The sequence below is a fragment of the Psychrobacter sp. I-STPA6b genome (assembly GCF_020662265.1).
Classification (GTDB): Bacteria; Pseudomonadota; Gammaproteobacteria; order Pseudomonadales; family Moraxellaceae; genus Psychrobacter.
Window position 1 is genome coordinate 1 of record NZ_VEWM01000122.1, and the last position, 15,070, is coordinate 15,070.

Sequence of the window (15,070 nt, forward strand, 5' to 3'; positions counted from 1 at the left end):
ATAAAAGAGGAACAACCCATGGCAAAGGCCAAGTTTGAAAGAAACAAACCACACGTCAACGTAGGAACCATTGGACACGTTGACCACGGAAAAACAACCCTAACAGCAGCCATCGCAACCGTAGCTGCAAAACACTTTGGTGGTGAAGCAAAAGACTACGCCTCAATTGACAGTGCACCAGAAGAAAAAGCACGTGGTATCACCATTAACACCAGTCACATCGAATATGACACCGAAGCACGTCACTACGCACACGTAGACTGCCCAGGACACGCTGACTACGTTAAAAACATGATTACCGGTGCTGCCCAGATGGACGGTGCAATCTTAGTTGTATCAGCAACAGACGGCCCAATGCCACAAACACGTGAGCACATCCTACTATCACGTCAGGTTGGCGTACCATACATCATGGTATTCATGAACAAATGTGACATGGTAGATGACGAAGAACTACTAGAACTAGTAGAAATGGAAGTACGTGAATTACTAAGTGACTACGACTTCCCAGGTGACGACACCCCAATCATCAAAGGATCTGCCCTAGAAGCCCTAAACGGCTCAGACGGACAATATGGCGAACCAGCAGTAGTAGAACTACTAGAAACCCTAGACAGCTACATCCCAGAGCCAGAGCGTGACATCGACAAAGACTTCCTAATGCCGATTGAAGACGTATTCTCAATCTCAGGACGTGGAACGGTCGTAACAGGACGTGTAGAATCAGGCATCATCAAAGTAGGTGACGAAATCGAAATCGTTGGTATCAAACCTACCACCAAAACAACCTGTACTGGTGTAGAAATGTTCCGCAAACTGCTAGACGAAGGTCGTGCAGGTGAGAACTGTGGTGTACTACTACGTGGTACCAAACGTGAAGACGTACAACGTGGACAAGTATTGGCTAAACCAGGCTCAATCACCCCACACACCAAATTTGACGCAGAAGTATACGTACTAAGCAAAGAAGAAGGTGGACGTCACACGCCATTCCTAAATGGCTACCGTCCACAGTTCTACTTCCGTACCACAGACGTAACAGGTGCTATCACCCTACAAGAAGGCACAGAAATGGTAATGCCAGGTGATAACGTAGAAATGAGCGTAGAGCTAATCCACCCAATCGCGATGGACAAAGGCTTACGTTTCGCTATTCGTGAAGGTGGTCGTACTGTAGGTGCTGGTGTTGTTTCTACAGTAAAAGACTAAGCTGTTAGTAATACACAGTGACTATTAGGCTGTTAAAGCCTAAGATAAAAACCGCATCATTAGTGTGATGCGGTTTTTTTATGCTTTTTTTATTTATTTTGAAGTAAGATTAGAGCGATGATAATCAAAAATATTAAGCAGCTAAATACAGATGAGTTAATGCAAGTATGTCAACAGATTGCAGAGATTGAATTAGAGGTACAGCCAATAGATGCTTGGAGTGCTTCGTTAATCTTAGAGACATTGCGTGAGGCAATGAATCATGGTGTCGTTATTTATAAAGATCAGCAAATCGTTTGTTACTGTTTATATAATTATCTATTTGAAACAGCAGAGATTTTACGTATTGGTACAAAGCCTTATTACCAGAGAAAAGGGTTGGCATCGCAGTTATTGGTACAAATTAAACATAAGTTACAGGTTGTATCTGTAGAGCGTTTATTATTAGAAGTACGAGAAGATAACAGTGGTGCATTAGCTTTATATCATAATTTGGGCTTTAAAGAGATACATAGACGAAAGGGTTACTATCAATCAGCTTTGACAAAAGGTGTCGATGCAATTGTGATGCAGTGTTGTCTTTAATCAGACATGTTTTTTGATTGAGTTTTGTTTTTAATGGGTGTTGTATTTAATATTTCTAGTATTGTGTCACTGTCTGGTGTCTGTTCAAAGTATTGCCATTGTTGATTAATAAACAGCTCAATAGGATAGAAGTCGGCTTTATAACGCATTTTTTTAACACTTGGTATCCAGTAGCCCAAATATAGGTATTGTAGCTGTAGAGCCTTTGCCAGTTCGATTTGTTGTAAGATGCTATAAATCCCTAGGCTACGTTGTTGATAGGTCATTTGGGTTTCAAAGAAGGTATAGACACTTGATAAACCATTGTTAAGTCTGTCAGTAACGGCGACAGCAATTAGTTGTCCAGAGGATTCACGAAATTCAATAAAAAAAGTATCAGTAATGCTATGACATAAGAATTTTTCAAAAGTATGTAGACTCGGGGGGTACATATCACCGTCAGCATGTCGCTCTGTGATGTAGGTGCCATATAAGGAGAAATGTTCTGATGTTGCATGTGAGCTGGGGATAGTGTTTGTGATGACATCAGGATTACGTTTTAAGACTTTTCGAAAGCGGCGGCTCATTTTGAAATGTTGTAAAGGAATGCGTGTCGGAATACATTGGCGACAGTGCATACATTCAGGACGATATATGATGTCACCACTACGTCTATAGCCCTGCTCAACAAGGTGGCTGTAAAGTGAGTTTTCGATATGATCGTGTGTATCTATAGCCACATAGGATAATCTGGCTGCTCTATCTGGTAAGTAGCTACATAGGTGTAGTGGAGAGGTTTGAAAAAAAGTGCTATCAACGTTACGAGCGTGATGTACTGTCATAAATATGCTATCTATCAATGCTGAGAAAGCATGGTTGAAGCAGAGCAATGCTGTGTGTAGGAATCATATAACTGCTTGACCAGATAGTGTTTAAGTTGGTTTTGCTGCCAACTGCTAGTTTGATGATGGATCTGTGTATTAAGATATTGTAAAAACTGAATGCGTGGCATGGTGGTTGCCCCTAAGCTGAGTAGGTGTTCATTAGGCAACTGACAATCAATGAGAGCAACTTCTGTTTGTTGGCATAGATAGTTAAGTCCCCAAAATGCTATTTTTGAGGCGTTCGTTTGTCGATGAAACATAGATTCACCAAAAAACATCGAACCAATTTTTAGCCCATAGAGTCCACCAATGAGTTGTTGCTCATTATTCCATATTTCAATACTATGCGCAAAACCAAGCTGATGTAGCTTGTTGTAAGCGTCTATCATCTCATCGTGAATCCATGTGTCATTGGTATAACTGCGAGGTAGACTACAGGCATGAATGACTTCATCAAAGGCTTGGTTAACAGTAATGCGCCATGTGCTTTTTCGTGCTTGTTTTTGTAAAGATTTGCTTGGCTTGTACTCTTGGGGACTAATGACACAACGAGGCTCAGGACACCACCATGCGATGGGTTCGTCCTCATTAAACCATGGAAATAGTCCTTGTGAGTAGGCGGTAATTAGGGTGGCAGGGCTTAGGTCTGCCCCAACGGCTATCAATCCTGTACCATTTTGGTCTGCTTGGATAGGGTCGGGGAATAGGAAGTGGCATTGGTTGAGTAGCGTATGTAAGTTTAGAGTCATAAGTTTTACTTTGATAAAAAATGTATGCTGCTATGCTATCATTTTTTGGTCATTTTGTTTCTCTTTACTGGTTTGTAAGGGTCATAAAAATTACCAATAAAGGTCAGGTCGTTATATTTTTTATTAGGGTCTGTTTCATGAAAAACTGCCAAACAATAGTAGTATAAGGAGTTGCCTTCAGTAATGCCTTTTTCTTTGGCGGCTTTTACAATTTGCTCATTTGTTTTTTTTGAATTTGTACCGACTTCTTTTACCAAATCTTCAACTGGGATAATCTCATGATTTACTGTGCCATAAGCTGCAAACCAGTCCGTATCTATAAAATTTATGCCAAAATCCTTAAAGGCTGGGCAGTTAGAATCGGGGTCTTCTAACCCTTCTGTATATTCATTAAATTCATCTATGGTTTTATGAGAAGTTCCCATCCAAACGGCTATCATGTCTTTTTTTTCTTCAATCATACTATTTTCCTATATATTGGCTATTGGCATTATTAGTTGTGATTGTATTTTGTCATTTAATCAAAATAAAGAACATAATAAAAAAATTGGCAAGATTGTTATCTTAACCAATTTTTGGTGTTGTATTATCTATACTTGGTTAGGGCCTGTTGAACTTTTACCCCGTTAGGTTGATATCTACAAGGGATACAGCTACTTTTTACTTTCATGTAAAAACTGGTTACATTTGCTTTATTCTGCGTTAATGAACTGGTTAATATCTAGATATTACCTGCGTTCATTGCCTTGACTAAGTCAGATTTTCCTCAATTTTTCCTATGAAGATGAATGTTCAACAGACCCTAGTTAGATAATCATTTTATTTGCTATTTAGTGCTAATGCGTCCAGATATTTTTCAGCATCAAGTGCTGCCATACAGCCTGTACCTGCTGAGGTGATGGCTTGGCGATAAACATGGTCAGCAACATCACCTGCCGCAAATACACCTTCAATGCTGGTTTGGGTGGCATTGCCAGATAGCCCACTATTGACAATGATATAGCCATCTTTCATGTCTAGTTGGTCGTTAAATAGCTCGGTATTGGGTTTGTGTCCGATGGCGATAAAGACACCATGAATGTCTAACTGTTTGCTGCTGCCATCTTGGGTAGATTCAATGATAACGCCATTAACGCCCATATCATCACCCACAACTTCTTTAACAGTATGATTCCATTCTATTTTTACATTGCCATTTTTGGCTTTTTCAAGTAGTTGATCTTGTAATATTTTCTCTGAACGTAGGCTATCACGGCGGTGAATAAGGGTGACTTCACTGGCGATATTGGATAGATATAATGCTTCTTCAACAGCGGTGTTACCACCACCCACGACAGCAACTTTTTGGTCTTTATAGAAGAATCCATCACAAGTAGCACAGGCAGATACGCCTAATCCTTTGAATTTTTCTTCAGATTCTAATCCCAAGTATTGAGCAGATGCACCTGTGGCGATGATAAGAGCATCACAAGTATAGGTATTATTATTGCCTTGTAGTTTAAATGGACGTTCAGTGAGTGTGACACTGTTAATATGATCATAGACCAGCTCTGTACCAAAGCGCTCAGCATGGGCTTTCATACGCTCCATTAGGTCTGGTCCTGTTAGACCATGAGCGTCACCTGGCCAGTTATCAACTTCTGTGGTGGTGGTCAGTTGTCCGCCGACTTGCATCCCTGTGACGATAATAGGGTTTAGATTAGCACGGGCTGCATAGACAGCGGCGGCATAACCAGCAGGTCCTGAGCCTAAAATAATAAGTTTTTCATGGCGTGGTGTTGTTGCGGTATTATCAGACATAAATTATCCTTGTTGTTCATTGTGTCAAGTTTTAGTAACGGTAGTCGTAATATGGGGCTACTTACTGTTAAGTACAATAAGGGTTAATCAATATAATATCAAATGAGATATAGTTAAGATGATGTTGAGCTTTATTGACTGTGTTGGTTGGTAATTGGTTTGTTAGGTAGCTAATAAGACTCGGTAAGCATCTATATTCATTGTAAAATAAGAAATATTTATGATGGAGCATATCAGTATTCTTTATAGAGTGAGCAGATATAAGAAGGTTGGCAGTGTTGTTTGATTGATTCGACTATTTAGCCATACTCGCTTGATGACAAAGTTGCAAAAGTCAGTGATATGGGATATATCGCTGAGTTTAGTTGTTTGTTAGTGGTATTGATGTCTTAGAATGTTATGTAACTCAAATTCAGTTATAGCCCTAGATTTGCTATGATAGCAGGTTACAATAAATTATTAACTTATGAGTTAGGGTAGAGGCAATGTCTTCACAGCGGATACAGTATGCCAAACAAGGTGTTTTTACATTATTGGCAATATTTTTGGCAGCATATATTTTTGTTATCTTGCTGACATATACACCAAATGACCCTAGCTGGTCACATATTAGTAGCGATATGATGTCAGTTAATAATATGGGGGGTGTGACGGGTGCATGGATTGCTGATTTACTTTATACGTTTTTGGGGATGTCAGCTTGGTTGTTATTGGTTTTTATTGCATACGAAGCCATACAAATCTGGTGGCAACGTCAGCAACCAATATGGATATTGCGCATGCTGGCCTATACTTTTTTACTATTGTCTGGCAGTGCTTTATGTGTCTTGGGAAGTAGTTTTCTCGGTATGACAGGGCAATCAGAGCTATTATCTACTGCACAAGCAGTTGCTTTGAATTTACAAGCAGGCGGTGTGATTGGGTATGAAGTTGCCATTCGATTGGCGCATTTATTGACATCCAAAGGTGCATTGGTATTTGCTTTGCTCTTTTTTTTAATCACCATAACTTTTGTGTTTAATATACGCTGGATTGCATTTTTTAGACATTTATTTGGTTTATCGTGGTTGGGCAGTGGTGTTAAAGATAATGCTAACCATGAGCAAGGCTCATACACTAAGATGGGGGATAGTAATACAGAAAATGAGCTGATTGATGAGGATATGCCAGAAGGAAAGTATGGTCAGCTATCTTTGAAGCTCCCTGAGCCTAGTGACTCATCAGAGGCAGTAACACGTCGGACAGAAGTTAAAGATGTCTTGGGTGAGTTTTTGGCAAAGTCTGGGTTACGTGATGCTATTGTTAAGTTTCATGAAGAAGAGGCGGAGCAGTTGCAAGAAAAAAGTGCCAACCCATTAGACTCCCAGCCAGCAGTAAAACAAAAACCATCAGTGGACAGTCCATCTACTCAGCCAGCGTCACAAGAAGGCTCTCAACAGAAGATTGAGCCAAGTTTTGCATGGAATGACCATCAAGTGATTGATGAGCTATTGGTTACAGAAAATCAGGTAGCTGATGTTGAGTCAACTATTGATGAGTCGCAGCAAGTTCAAGCTTATCATGATGAGCCAGCAAAAGATTCGCATCTGTCTTCTACTCCAGTACAAGTAGCATCAACAGATAATGAGAAATGGCATAATACACAAGAAAAAATGACAGATCGGCGATTACAGATCATTATGCCAGAGGAGCAACTCTCTGGGTATGGGGAAGTTGTGGGTGAGGAAGATGGTAGTGAGCTACAAGAGTTGGATCTGACGCCAACAAATACTCCTCCTGCTGACCCAACACAAGCACCACGTGTAATGGATGATGAAATAGCAGATACACAGAAGCCTTCAGTACGATTTGCTGTGCCAGAGGGTGATGCAAGTAATCACATTGTGGATATGGTGCCAGAGGAAGAATATCACCACTTACCAGAAGTTTCAGATGATGAGGCATTTTTTGGGCGTTCTCGTGCCATGCAAACCGCAAAATACCGTGCGCAGTTAACACCGATTCCTGAATTGTCGATATTGGATAAGCCTGATCCTGACCGCAAACCAAGCTATACTGTGGCAGAGCTTGAGCAACTATCTGAGCTTTTAGAGATTAAACTACAAGAGTTTAATGTGAAAGCGGAGGTGGTGAATGCTATCCCTGGTCCTGTGGTTACTCGTTTTGAGGTAGAGCTGGCCGCTGGTGTTAAAGCCAGTAAAGTAACAGGTATTTCACGAGACTTGGCACGCTCATTGTCGATGGCATCGTTGCGTGTGGTCGAAGTGATTCCGGGTAAACCTTATATTGGTATCGAAGTACCCAATAAAAAACGGGAGATGGTACGTTTAATTGAGCTATTGGATACTGAGAAATATAAAGATCCACATGCTCAAATTAGCATGGCAATGGGAAAAGATATTGGTGGTAAGCCTATTATTACTGACTTAGCAAAAGCACCTCATATGTTGGTAGCAGGTACAACAGGTTCGGGGAAGTCTGTATTGGTTAATGCCATGTTACTGTCGATGCTGTTGAAATATAAGCCAGACGAACTACGTATGATTTTGATTGACCCTAAACAGCTAGAGCTTGCTAACTACAATGATATTCCTCATTTATTGACGCCTGTGGTTACAGATATGAATGAGGCGGCAAGTAGTCTGTCATGGTGTGTGGCAGAGATGGAGCGTCGATATCAGTTGATGAGTTTGTTAAAGGTGCGCAAATTAGGTGAGTTTAACAAAAAAGTAGTGGCGGCGGAAAAGGCAGGACGACCTATTATCGATCCATTATGGCGCCCTAATGATAGTGTGAGTATGGATAAAGCACCAAAACTTAAAACCTTACCTCTGATAGTCATTGTTGCTGATGAGTTTGCCGATATGATTATGCAGGTTGGTAAGCAAGCTGAGGAGTTAATCACACGCTTGGCTCAAAAATCACGAGCAGCAGGGATTCATTTAATGCTAGCGACACAGCGTCCTTCAGTGGATGTCATTACAGGGCTTATCAAAGCCAATATTCCTGTTCGTGCTGCGTTACGAGTTAACTCAAAAGTAGATTCTCGTACTATTTTAGATAGTGGCGGTGCAGAAGACATGCTTGGTAATGGTGATATGCTGTTTTTAGGCCCAGGACAGATTGAGCCAGATCGGGTGCATGGTGCCTATGTCAGTGATGAGGAAGTCAATCGAGTGTGTGATGCTTGGCGTGAGCGTGGTGCACCAGATTACATTGATAATATGGCAAGTAACTTTGAGTTGACCAGCCCAAGTAGTAGCTCTGGAAATACCTCTGGTGAGGATGATGACCTTTATGATGAGGCTGTGGCTTTTGTTATGGAGACTCGTAAAGTGTCTGCTTCTAGTATCCAGCGCAAGTTTAGTATTGGCTACAATCGAGCAGCACGTATTGTAGATTCAATGGAAGAGGCAGGGTTGGTTAGCTCAATGGGAAAAAGTGGTAAACGCGAGTTGTTGATTTAGCTGTTTTTATAGGGCTGAGGGTTACTAAGAAAGTCTGCCCCACTTACTCTTACTGAATGCTGAGCTACAAATTAACTAAGGGTTTTAGTTGTTGTAACAGTAAGTGGTGACAGATAATGTATTATAAATAGAAGTTTCTTCTAGTTAACACGAGTCTGGTAATCACCTGTACGTGTGTCTACACGCACGATTTCATTTTGTTGTACAAACAATGGAACACGAACAACCGCACCTGTCTCAAGTTTGGCAGGTTTGCCACCACCACCAGATGTATCACCACGAACACCAGGGTCTGTTTCAATGATTTCTAGCTCAACAAAGTTAGGCGCAGTTACAGATAGTGGAACGCCATTAAATAAAGTAATGGTACATAATGCATTGCTATTTTCTTTTAACCATTGAGCTGCATCACCCATAGCATTTTTGTCAGCTTGTAGCTGTTCAAATGTTTCAGGGTGCATGAAGTGCCAAAACTCACCATCATTGTATAGATAGTTCATTTCAGTGTCGATGACATCAGCACCTTCTAAACTGTCGCCTGATTTGAAAGTTTGTTCTAGCACTTTACCTGTGCGTAGGTTACGTAATTTAACACGGTTAAAGGCTTGACCTTTACCTGGTTTAACAAACTCATTTTCGATGATGGCGCAAGGGTTGCCATCTAGCATTACTTTTAAGCCTGCTTTAAATTCGTTGGTCGAATAACTTGCCACGTTGTACTCCTATTGATAAAAATGCCATATTAAGGTTGCTCATGATAAACCATTTGCCAGCACAAAAAAACCTATCAAATACTCGATTACCTGTTATCAATCAAACTGGGCAAAGTTGGCAACGGCAACTGGCAGATAGTATTGATGATATTGATGAGCTACTAGATATTTTACAGCTATCTGCACTTAAAGCTAGCTTATATTTACCAAAGCAATTTGGACTACGTGTGCCACGTGGATTTGTAAATAAAATGCGTATAGGTGATGCTCATGATCCGTTGTTACAGCAAGTATTGCCTAGAATGCAAGAACAAGTCACTGTGACAGGATATGTCACAGACCCTCTAGCAGAAAATAGTGCCAATCCTATACAAGGACTGTTGCACAAATATCGGTCACGTATATTGGTAACTGTGACTGGTGCATGTGCCATTCATTGCCGTTATTGTTTTCGTCAACACTTTGACTATCAAAGCAACATTCCCAGCAAGCAACAGATGGCAGAAATACATGACTATATTTTGGCACATCCGGAGGTGAATGAGATTATTTTAAGTGGTGGTGATCCGCTTAGCGTATCAAACCGTCGTTTAATAGAGCAACTAAAGGTATTTGAGAGTTTGCCACAGATTACTACCATACGTCTACATACTCGATTGCCAATCGTCATTCCTGAACGTTTAGATGAAGTTTTGCTGGCTTATTTATCTCATAGCCGTTGCAAAATAGTCATGGTATTACACACCAACCATGCAAATGAGGTAGATACTCATACAGCCAATTATTTATCTGAGGCAAAGCAGGCAGGTATTATCTTGTTAAATCAAGCAGTTTTATTGAAAGGAATAAATGATACACTGCAGGCACAGACTGAGCTAAGTCATAAATTATTTAGTGTCGGTATATTGCCTTATTATTTACATATCTTAGATAAGGTATCTGGAGCAGCGCATTTTGATATACCAAAGTATCAAGCAGTCAAGTTATATTGGCAAATGCTGGAAGAATTACCAGGATATTTAGTACCAAAGCTGGTACAAGAGTTGCCTGATCAACCATTTAAAACCCCAGTTGATTTATATCAAAGTAGATGAGTATTTGCTGAACTTTGATTTTTCATTGACAAAAGTTTGGTGAGAAGTTTGGTGAGAAGTTTGAATAACTCATATGGTAGCCATGGCAGTGAATAGCCGATAAATCTACGAAAAAACGGTATGGATGGTATGGTGTTTGTAGTGATGTATTGATTAAAGTAGAGTGTGGTAAGTTGTTAGAGCTTTTTAGCTGATTGTATATGACAGTAAGATACCACTTTAATAGCCACTGTAAGTATTGAAGTGGTGGAGTCAGATTGTAACAGACCCTAGCTATTATTAGCAAAGATTCATCTTCATAGAGTCGTAGCTCTCAAGGATGTGCTTACATCGATTTACCTTCATATATTGGCTTGTTTAACTCAGTTTAGGTGAGTATAGTTTGTTTACCTTCACAGCATAATTAGACATTTATCGTGTATCGTGTGAAAATTATTGGTTTAATTAAGAGAAATACCCATGATCTTATACAATTTTGTTTGGACTTTTCATGCCACTATTTCCTAAATGAACTGCGTTTTGATGTGCCATGGTGTGATAAACAAATATAGAAAAAGACATTCATTGATATATATTTAAAGGTCGGATATGACAACACAAAGCACCCTAAATCTATTGGTAGTTGATGATAACCAGCTTTATGCAGAGCGTATCGTTGCTTTGTTATCTCACTACTATGATGAGGTAAACTTAGGGTTTTTAGATGATAAAGAAGAGTTGTTGCGCTTATTGCGACACTCATGGGATGTTTTGATTTTTGGTAAAGCTTATGATATGGGCTTTACAGATATTGTTGGTATTATTCAAGAACAAGGGATTGATCTGCCTTTAATCTGTTTACTTAATGAAAATATTGCTGCGACTAGTATTAATGAAGAGGGTATGCCAGCAACCATAGATGAAAAAATGGTAAAAGCATTATTAGCAGATAATGAAGCTCAGGTAGTGATTGCAACTTGTATGTTACATAGTAGTTTGGAAGTTCGCCGACAAATGGCTGGATTGAAATATGTACTGTCTGAAGCAGAACAACGTGCCAATATTTTGATTAAAAATTCAAAAAGTGCTGTTGCATATATTGACCAAGGTATACATATCTTTGCCAATGAGCCTTATTTGAAGCTCTTTGGCTTTAGCAATATGGATGAGTTGATGGGTATACCTGTGATTGACCTCATTGCAGGTGGTGAAAATATTAAGGCTTTTAAGCAGTTTTTGCGCCGCTTTGATAAAGGTAATCGGGATAAAGTTGAGTTTAACTTTGAAAGCCGTCGCAAAGATGGTAGTACATTTGAAGCAACACTACAGCTGGCAGCAGCAACTTTTGAAGGAGAGCCAGTGACACAAGTAATTATCCAGCAAAGTGGCGAGGATAATGCTGAAATGGCAAGAAAGCTAGCAGCAGCTGAACGTCGAGATAATTTGACAGGTTTGTTAAACCGTCGAGGGTTTGAAGAAAGGTTTGCCCAAGTTTATGTAGAAGCTAAAGCGGGTAAGACGAATGCAGCATTGCTTTATATCAGCCTTGATGGTATTGGCAAAATCAACTCTAACCTTGGTTTGCAAGGGGTTGATGAGACAGTGAAACAAGTCGGCTATGTGCTTGATGAGACTTTAGATTCAGGGGAGGTTAGTCGTTTTAGTGATAGTAACTTTACCGTACTCTTCCCAGATATTATCCAAAGCAAGTTACTTGAGCAGGCAGAAGCTGTTCGACAAAAAATCAGTGATATGTTAATCGAGATTGGTACTCGAACAGTGACTACGACAGTAACTATTGGTATGGTTATTGTAGATAATACCTCTCCTGATATGAGTGTGTTGATTGATAGAGCAATGGATGCTAGAGAGCAGGCATTTAAGGATAGTGGTAAGGAAGGCAATGCAATTCATTTATATGATCCTAGTCAGCATGCCAGTGAAGATGAAATGGTACTGGCAGAATATTTGCAAAGTGCCTTAACCAATAGTCAGTTTAAGCTCTTATATCAGCCAATTTATGATATTGAGACCGATTCTAGTCATTTCTTTGAGGTTTATTTACGTTTACCTTTGGCAGATGGTACATTGATGACGCCAGATAAGTTCCTTCCTGTGGCGAAAAAATATAACCTGATGGATAAGATTGACCGCTGGGTATTGATTAATACTTGTAAGCAGTTGAGTATCGTACGTAAGCAAATACCCGATGCCAAAGCCTTGGTGCAGTTAACCAGTCAATCATTAGCAAGTAAACAAATAGCAGGTGTGATTAGTCAGTTATTAAAAGCTGTTGGAGGACAAGATGGTGTCTTAACAGTCCAATTTAATGAGCAAGAGCTGGTTGATCATATGGCTGTTGCTAAAAAGCAGTTTTCTATGCTAAAACAAGTTGGGTGTCAAGTCGCAATCCATCACTTTGGCTCAACTGCTAAGACTATTGAAGTCATGGAGTTTGTGCAGCCATCTATGGTGCGCCTTGCTCGCAGCTATGTGAAGAATCTTGGTGATGCAAATAATGTCGAAACTGTTAAATCTCTAATCGCTAAAGTCAATGAACGTTCAACGCCTGCTTTGATGCCTTATATTGAGGATGCTGCTGCGATGTCTGCTGCTTGGAGTGTGGGAGCACGTTATTTACAAGGTTACTATTTGCAAGAGCCATCAGAGAAAATGATGGTGCAGGAGGGTGAGGCAACTTAGTTGATGTGCGTTAATTTATTTTAACGATACTGTTTTAATTGGTTGTTGTCAGTGCTTTATAGGATCTTATTCACTATAATAGCAGGTTAACGTATGTTTGCGTCATAACCTGTTAATAAGATACTACCATGATACAAGATAGCCAGTTGCACCCAACAGCCAAATATCATTTTCAAATCAAGTCTTTACTATTCAACTTCTTACAAAAACAATATTCAACGCTCTTTTTAGTGGCTATATTTTTAGGGATGGCGACTCTATCTGGTTGTGAGCGACAACCACCAGATGAGCGTGCGCCAGTGATATTGCCTGTCTCTCAGTTAGGTAATGCTGAAAATGGCCGTCAACTTTATCATGACTTGTGTGATAAGTGCCATAAGCTGACACCTGGTGTCAATGGAAAAGGTCCACAATTATTGCGAATTTATGGTGCTCCTGCTGGTGCATTGGCTGATTATAAATATAGTGATGAGATAAAAAACTCTGGTTGGGTCTGGGATGAGCAGACTCTTGATAAGTATATTGCTGATGCACAAGAGGCACTACCTGGAAATCGTATGCGTACAGATGGTGTGACAGATGCAACAGAACGTGCTGATATTATTACTTATTTATCTACGATACGAGGTGGAAGTGATGGTGAGTAAAGGTATGTTATGTTAAAATAATAAATTAGGTGATATGTTTAAAGCCTATGTGTGTTATAGAAAAATTTAATAAGTGAATTTTATAAATATTATTTTTGTCTTCTTCTTTGTTTTATAGATAAGTGCCATTAATATTTTGACACTTATCTTTCTTTTTATTATCTGTTTATAAATTTTTTATACATTTAAAGTAATTAAATAAAAGTATTTTAATGATGACAAATTCTATTCGTGTTGATTCGCCCATATCTTCTGATATTAGCCAAAAAACTCAAAGCCTATTAGCTAAGTTAAATGAGATTATTTTAGATAAGTCTCATGTGACCAAGCTGGCACTGACTTGTATCTTAGCAAATGGACATTTGTTGTTACAGGATTTGCCGGGGATGGGTAAAACGACACTGGCTCATGGATTGGCAAATTTATTGGGGTTGCAGTTTAATCGTGTGCAGTTTACCAATGATATGTTGCCTGCAGATATTTTAGGTATGAGTTTGTATCATCAAGCAGAGCATCGGTTTGAGTTTCGTCAAGGACCTATTTTTACACAATTGCTTTTAGCTGATGAGATTAATCGCTCTAGTCCAAAAACACAAAGTGCGTTATTAGAGGCAATGGAAGAAAGACAGGTAACACATGATAGTGAGACTTATGCACTACCTGAGCCTTTTTTTGTGATTGCTACTCAAAATCCAACGCAACAGTCAGGTGTATATCCTCTACCAGAGTCACAGTTGGACCGCTTTTTGATGTGCTTGTCTTTAGGTTATCCTTCAGAGAAGGCGGAGCGAGCACTATTGGCAGGTGAGAATAGACGAGATTTGTTGCAACAGCTATCCGCTATCATGAATAGTGCAGATGTGATACAAGCACAACAGGATGTGAAAACTGTTTTTGTGGCTGATGTGGTGATTGATTATATTTTAAAGCTGGTAGAGACAACACGACAAAGTCAAGAATATCATGGTTTGTCTCCTCGAGCAGTGTTAGCCATTAAGCATGCGTCACAAGCACACGCATATGTTTCAGGTAATATGGAAGTGACGCCAGAAGATGTACAGGCAATTTTCCCTGCAGTTGCAGATCATCGGTTGGGACAGCGATTTATTCCGTTTAATCAGTCAGGTCATAAAATACAACAAACACTGGCTGAGCAGGTGCTGACTAAAACGCCTGTCTTGTCGTCATGACTTTAGCCATTACTCTATTCGTGGTAGAAGTGTTGTAAAAGAAGAAGTTCATTAGCCATGTTTTTCTTCTC

At 39.7% G+C, this 15,070-nt stretch carries 11 protein-coding genes and 2 pseudogenes; 8 read left to right on the plus strand and 5 right to left on the minus strand.

Annotated features, from left to right (window positions below; translation table 11 throughout):
• Positions 1–18: 18 nt before the first annotated feature.
• Both tuf and rimI read left to right on the plus strand, forming a co-directional pair.
• Entirely contained in the window at positions 19–1,209 is a 1,191-nt protein-coding gene (gene tuf, locus FHK88_RS12335; RefSeq protein WP_227429433.1) for an elongation factor Tu, read from the plus strand.
• A gap of 117 nt (positions 1,210–1,326) precedes the next feature.
• Positions 1,327–1,794, plus strand: coding sequence for a ribosomal protein S18-alanine N-acetyltransferase (rimI, locus tag FHK88_RS12340; RefSeq protein WP_227431021.1), 468 nt, complete (start codon positions 1,327–1,329; stop codon positions 1,792–1,794).
• On the opposite strand, the gene FHK88_RS12345 is transcribed toward rimI, so the two are convergent.
• The 4 genes from FHK88_RS12345 to trxB all read right to left on the minus strand — a co-directional run bounded on the left by FHK88_RS12345 (position 1,791) and on the right by trxB (position 5,206).
• Positions 1,791–2,615 carry an arginyltransferase gene (locus FHK88_RS12345; RefSeq protein WP_227431022.1) on the minus strand — a complete coding sequence of 275 codons (825 nt, stop codon included), beginning with the start codon at positions 2,613–2,615 and terminating at the stop codon, positions 1,791–1,793. The genes rimI and FHK88_RS12345 overlap by 4 nt on opposite strands.
• A gap of 14 nt (positions 2,616–2,629) precedes the next feature.
• Positions 2,630–3,406, minus strand: coding sequence for a leucyl/phenylalanyl-tRNA--protein transferase (aat, locus tag FHK88_RS12350; protein WP_227431023.1), 777 nt, complete (start codon positions 3,404–3,406; stop codon positions 2,630–2,632).
• Between the two features lie 38 nt (positions 3,407–3,444).
• On the minus strand, positions 3,445–3,867 hold the full coding sequence (locus tag FHK88_RS12355) for an immunity 22 family protein (RefSeq protein ID WP_227431024.1): 423 nt from the start codon (positions 3,865–3,867) through the stop codon (positions 3,445–3,447).
• Positions 3,868–4,225: 358 nt separating this feature from the next.
• Entirely contained in the window at positions 4,226–5,206 is a 981-nt protein-coding gene (gene trxB, locus FHK88_RS12360; RefSeq protein WP_227431025.1) for a thioredoxin-disulfide reductase, read from the minus strand.
• Between the two features lie 485 nt (positions 5,207–5,691).
• Between trxB and FHK88_RS14590 the strand changes: the two are divergent.
• Both FHK88_RS14590 and FHK88_RS14595 read left to right on the plus strand, forming a co-directional pair.
• Positions 5,692–6,195, plus strand: a pseudogene (locus FHK88_RS14590) (DNA translocase FtsK 4TM domain-containing protein); the annotation flags it as partial.
• 966 nt (positions 6,196–7,161) lie between these two features.
• Positions 7,162–8,673, plus strand: a pseudogene (locus tag FHK88_RS14595) (DNA translocase FtsK); the annotation flags it as partial.
• Between the two features lie 140 nt (positions 8,674–8,813).
• On the opposite strand, the gene efp reads toward FHK88_RS14595, so the two are convergent.
• Positions 8,814–9,386 carry an elongation factor P gene (gene efp, locus FHK88_RS12370; protein ID WP_227431027.1) on the minus strand — a complete coding sequence of 191 codons (573 nt, stop codon included), beginning with the start codon at positions 9,384–9,386 and terminating at the stop codon, positions 8,814–8,816.
• A gap of 41 nt (positions 9,387–9,427) precedes the next feature.
• On the opposite strand from efp, the gene epmB reads away from it, so the two are divergent.
• The 4 genes from epmB (at position 9,428) to FHK88_RS12390 (ending at position 14,999) form a co-directional block, all read left to right on the plus strand.
• A complete protein-coding gene (epmB, locus tag FHK88_RS12375) occupies positions 9,428–10,480 on the plus strand; it encodes an EF-P beta-lysylation protein EpmB (RefSeq protein WP_227431028.1) in 1,053 nt (350 codons plus the stop codon).
• Between the two features lie 588 nt (positions 10,481–11,068).
• Positions 11,069–13,162 (plus strand): EAL domain-containing protein, encoded by a 2,094-nt coding sequence (locus FHK88_RS12380; RefSeq protein WP_227431029.1) that lies wholly within the window; start codon positions 11,069–11,071, stop codon positions 13,160–13,162.
• A 128-nt stretch (positions 13,163–13,290) separates the two neighbouring features.
• Entirely contained in the window at positions 13,291–13,809 is a 519-nt protein-coding gene (locus tag FHK88_RS12385; RefSeq protein WP_227431030.1) for a c-type cytochrome, read from the plus strand.
• A 215-nt stretch (positions 13,810–14,024) separates the two neighbouring features.
• A complete protein-coding gene (locus tag FHK88_RS12390; RefSeq protein WP_227431238.1) occupies positions 14,025–14,999 on the plus strand; it encodes an AAA family ATPase in 975 nt (324 codons plus the stop codon).
• The last annotated feature ends 71 nt before the right edge of the window (positions 15,000–15,070 follow it).

What these genes read in the sequence shown, in the direction of transcription:
- FHK88_RS12385 (WP_227431030.1), top strand. Translation starts at nt 13,291, where the DNA reads ATGATACAAGATAGCCAGTTGCACCCAACAGCCAAATATCATTTTCAA.
- FHK88_RS12355 (WP_227431024.1), bottom strand. Translation starts at nt 3,867, where the DNA reads ATGATTGAAGAAAAAAAAGACATGATAGCCGTTTGGATGGGAACTTCT.
- aat (WP_227431023.1), bottom strand. Translation starts at nt 3,406, where the DNA reads ATGACTCTAAACTTACATACGCTACTCAACCAATGCCACTTCCTATTC.
- trxB (WP_227431025.1), bottom strand. Translation starts at nt 5,206, where the DNA reads ATGTCTGATAATACCGCAACAACACCACGCCATGAAAAACTTATTATT.
- rimI (WP_227431021.1), top strand. Translation starts at nt 1,327, where the DNA reads ATGATAATCAAAAATATTAAGCAGCTAAATACAGATGAGTTAATGCAA.
- tuf (WP_227429433.1), top strand. Translation starts at nt 19, where the DNA reads ATGGCAAAGGCCAAGTTTGAAAGAAACAAACCACACGTCAACGTAGGA.
- epmB (WP_227431028.1), top strand. Translation starts at nt 9,428, where the DNA reads ATGATAAACCATTTGCCAGCACAAAAAAACCTATCAAATACTCGATTA.
- FHK88_RS12390 (WP_227431238.1), top strand. Translation starts at nt 14,025, where the DNA reads ATGACAAATTCTATTCGTGTTGATTCGCCCATATCTTCTGATATTAGC.
- FHK88_RS12380 (WP_227431029.1), top strand. Translation starts at nt 11,069, where the DNA reads ATGACAACACAAAGCACCCTAAATCTATTGGTAGTTGATGATAACCAG.
- FHK88_RS12345 (WP_227431022.1), bottom strand. Translation starts at nt 2,615, where the DNA reads ATGACAGTACATCACGCTCGTAACGTTGATAGCACTTTTTTTCAAACC.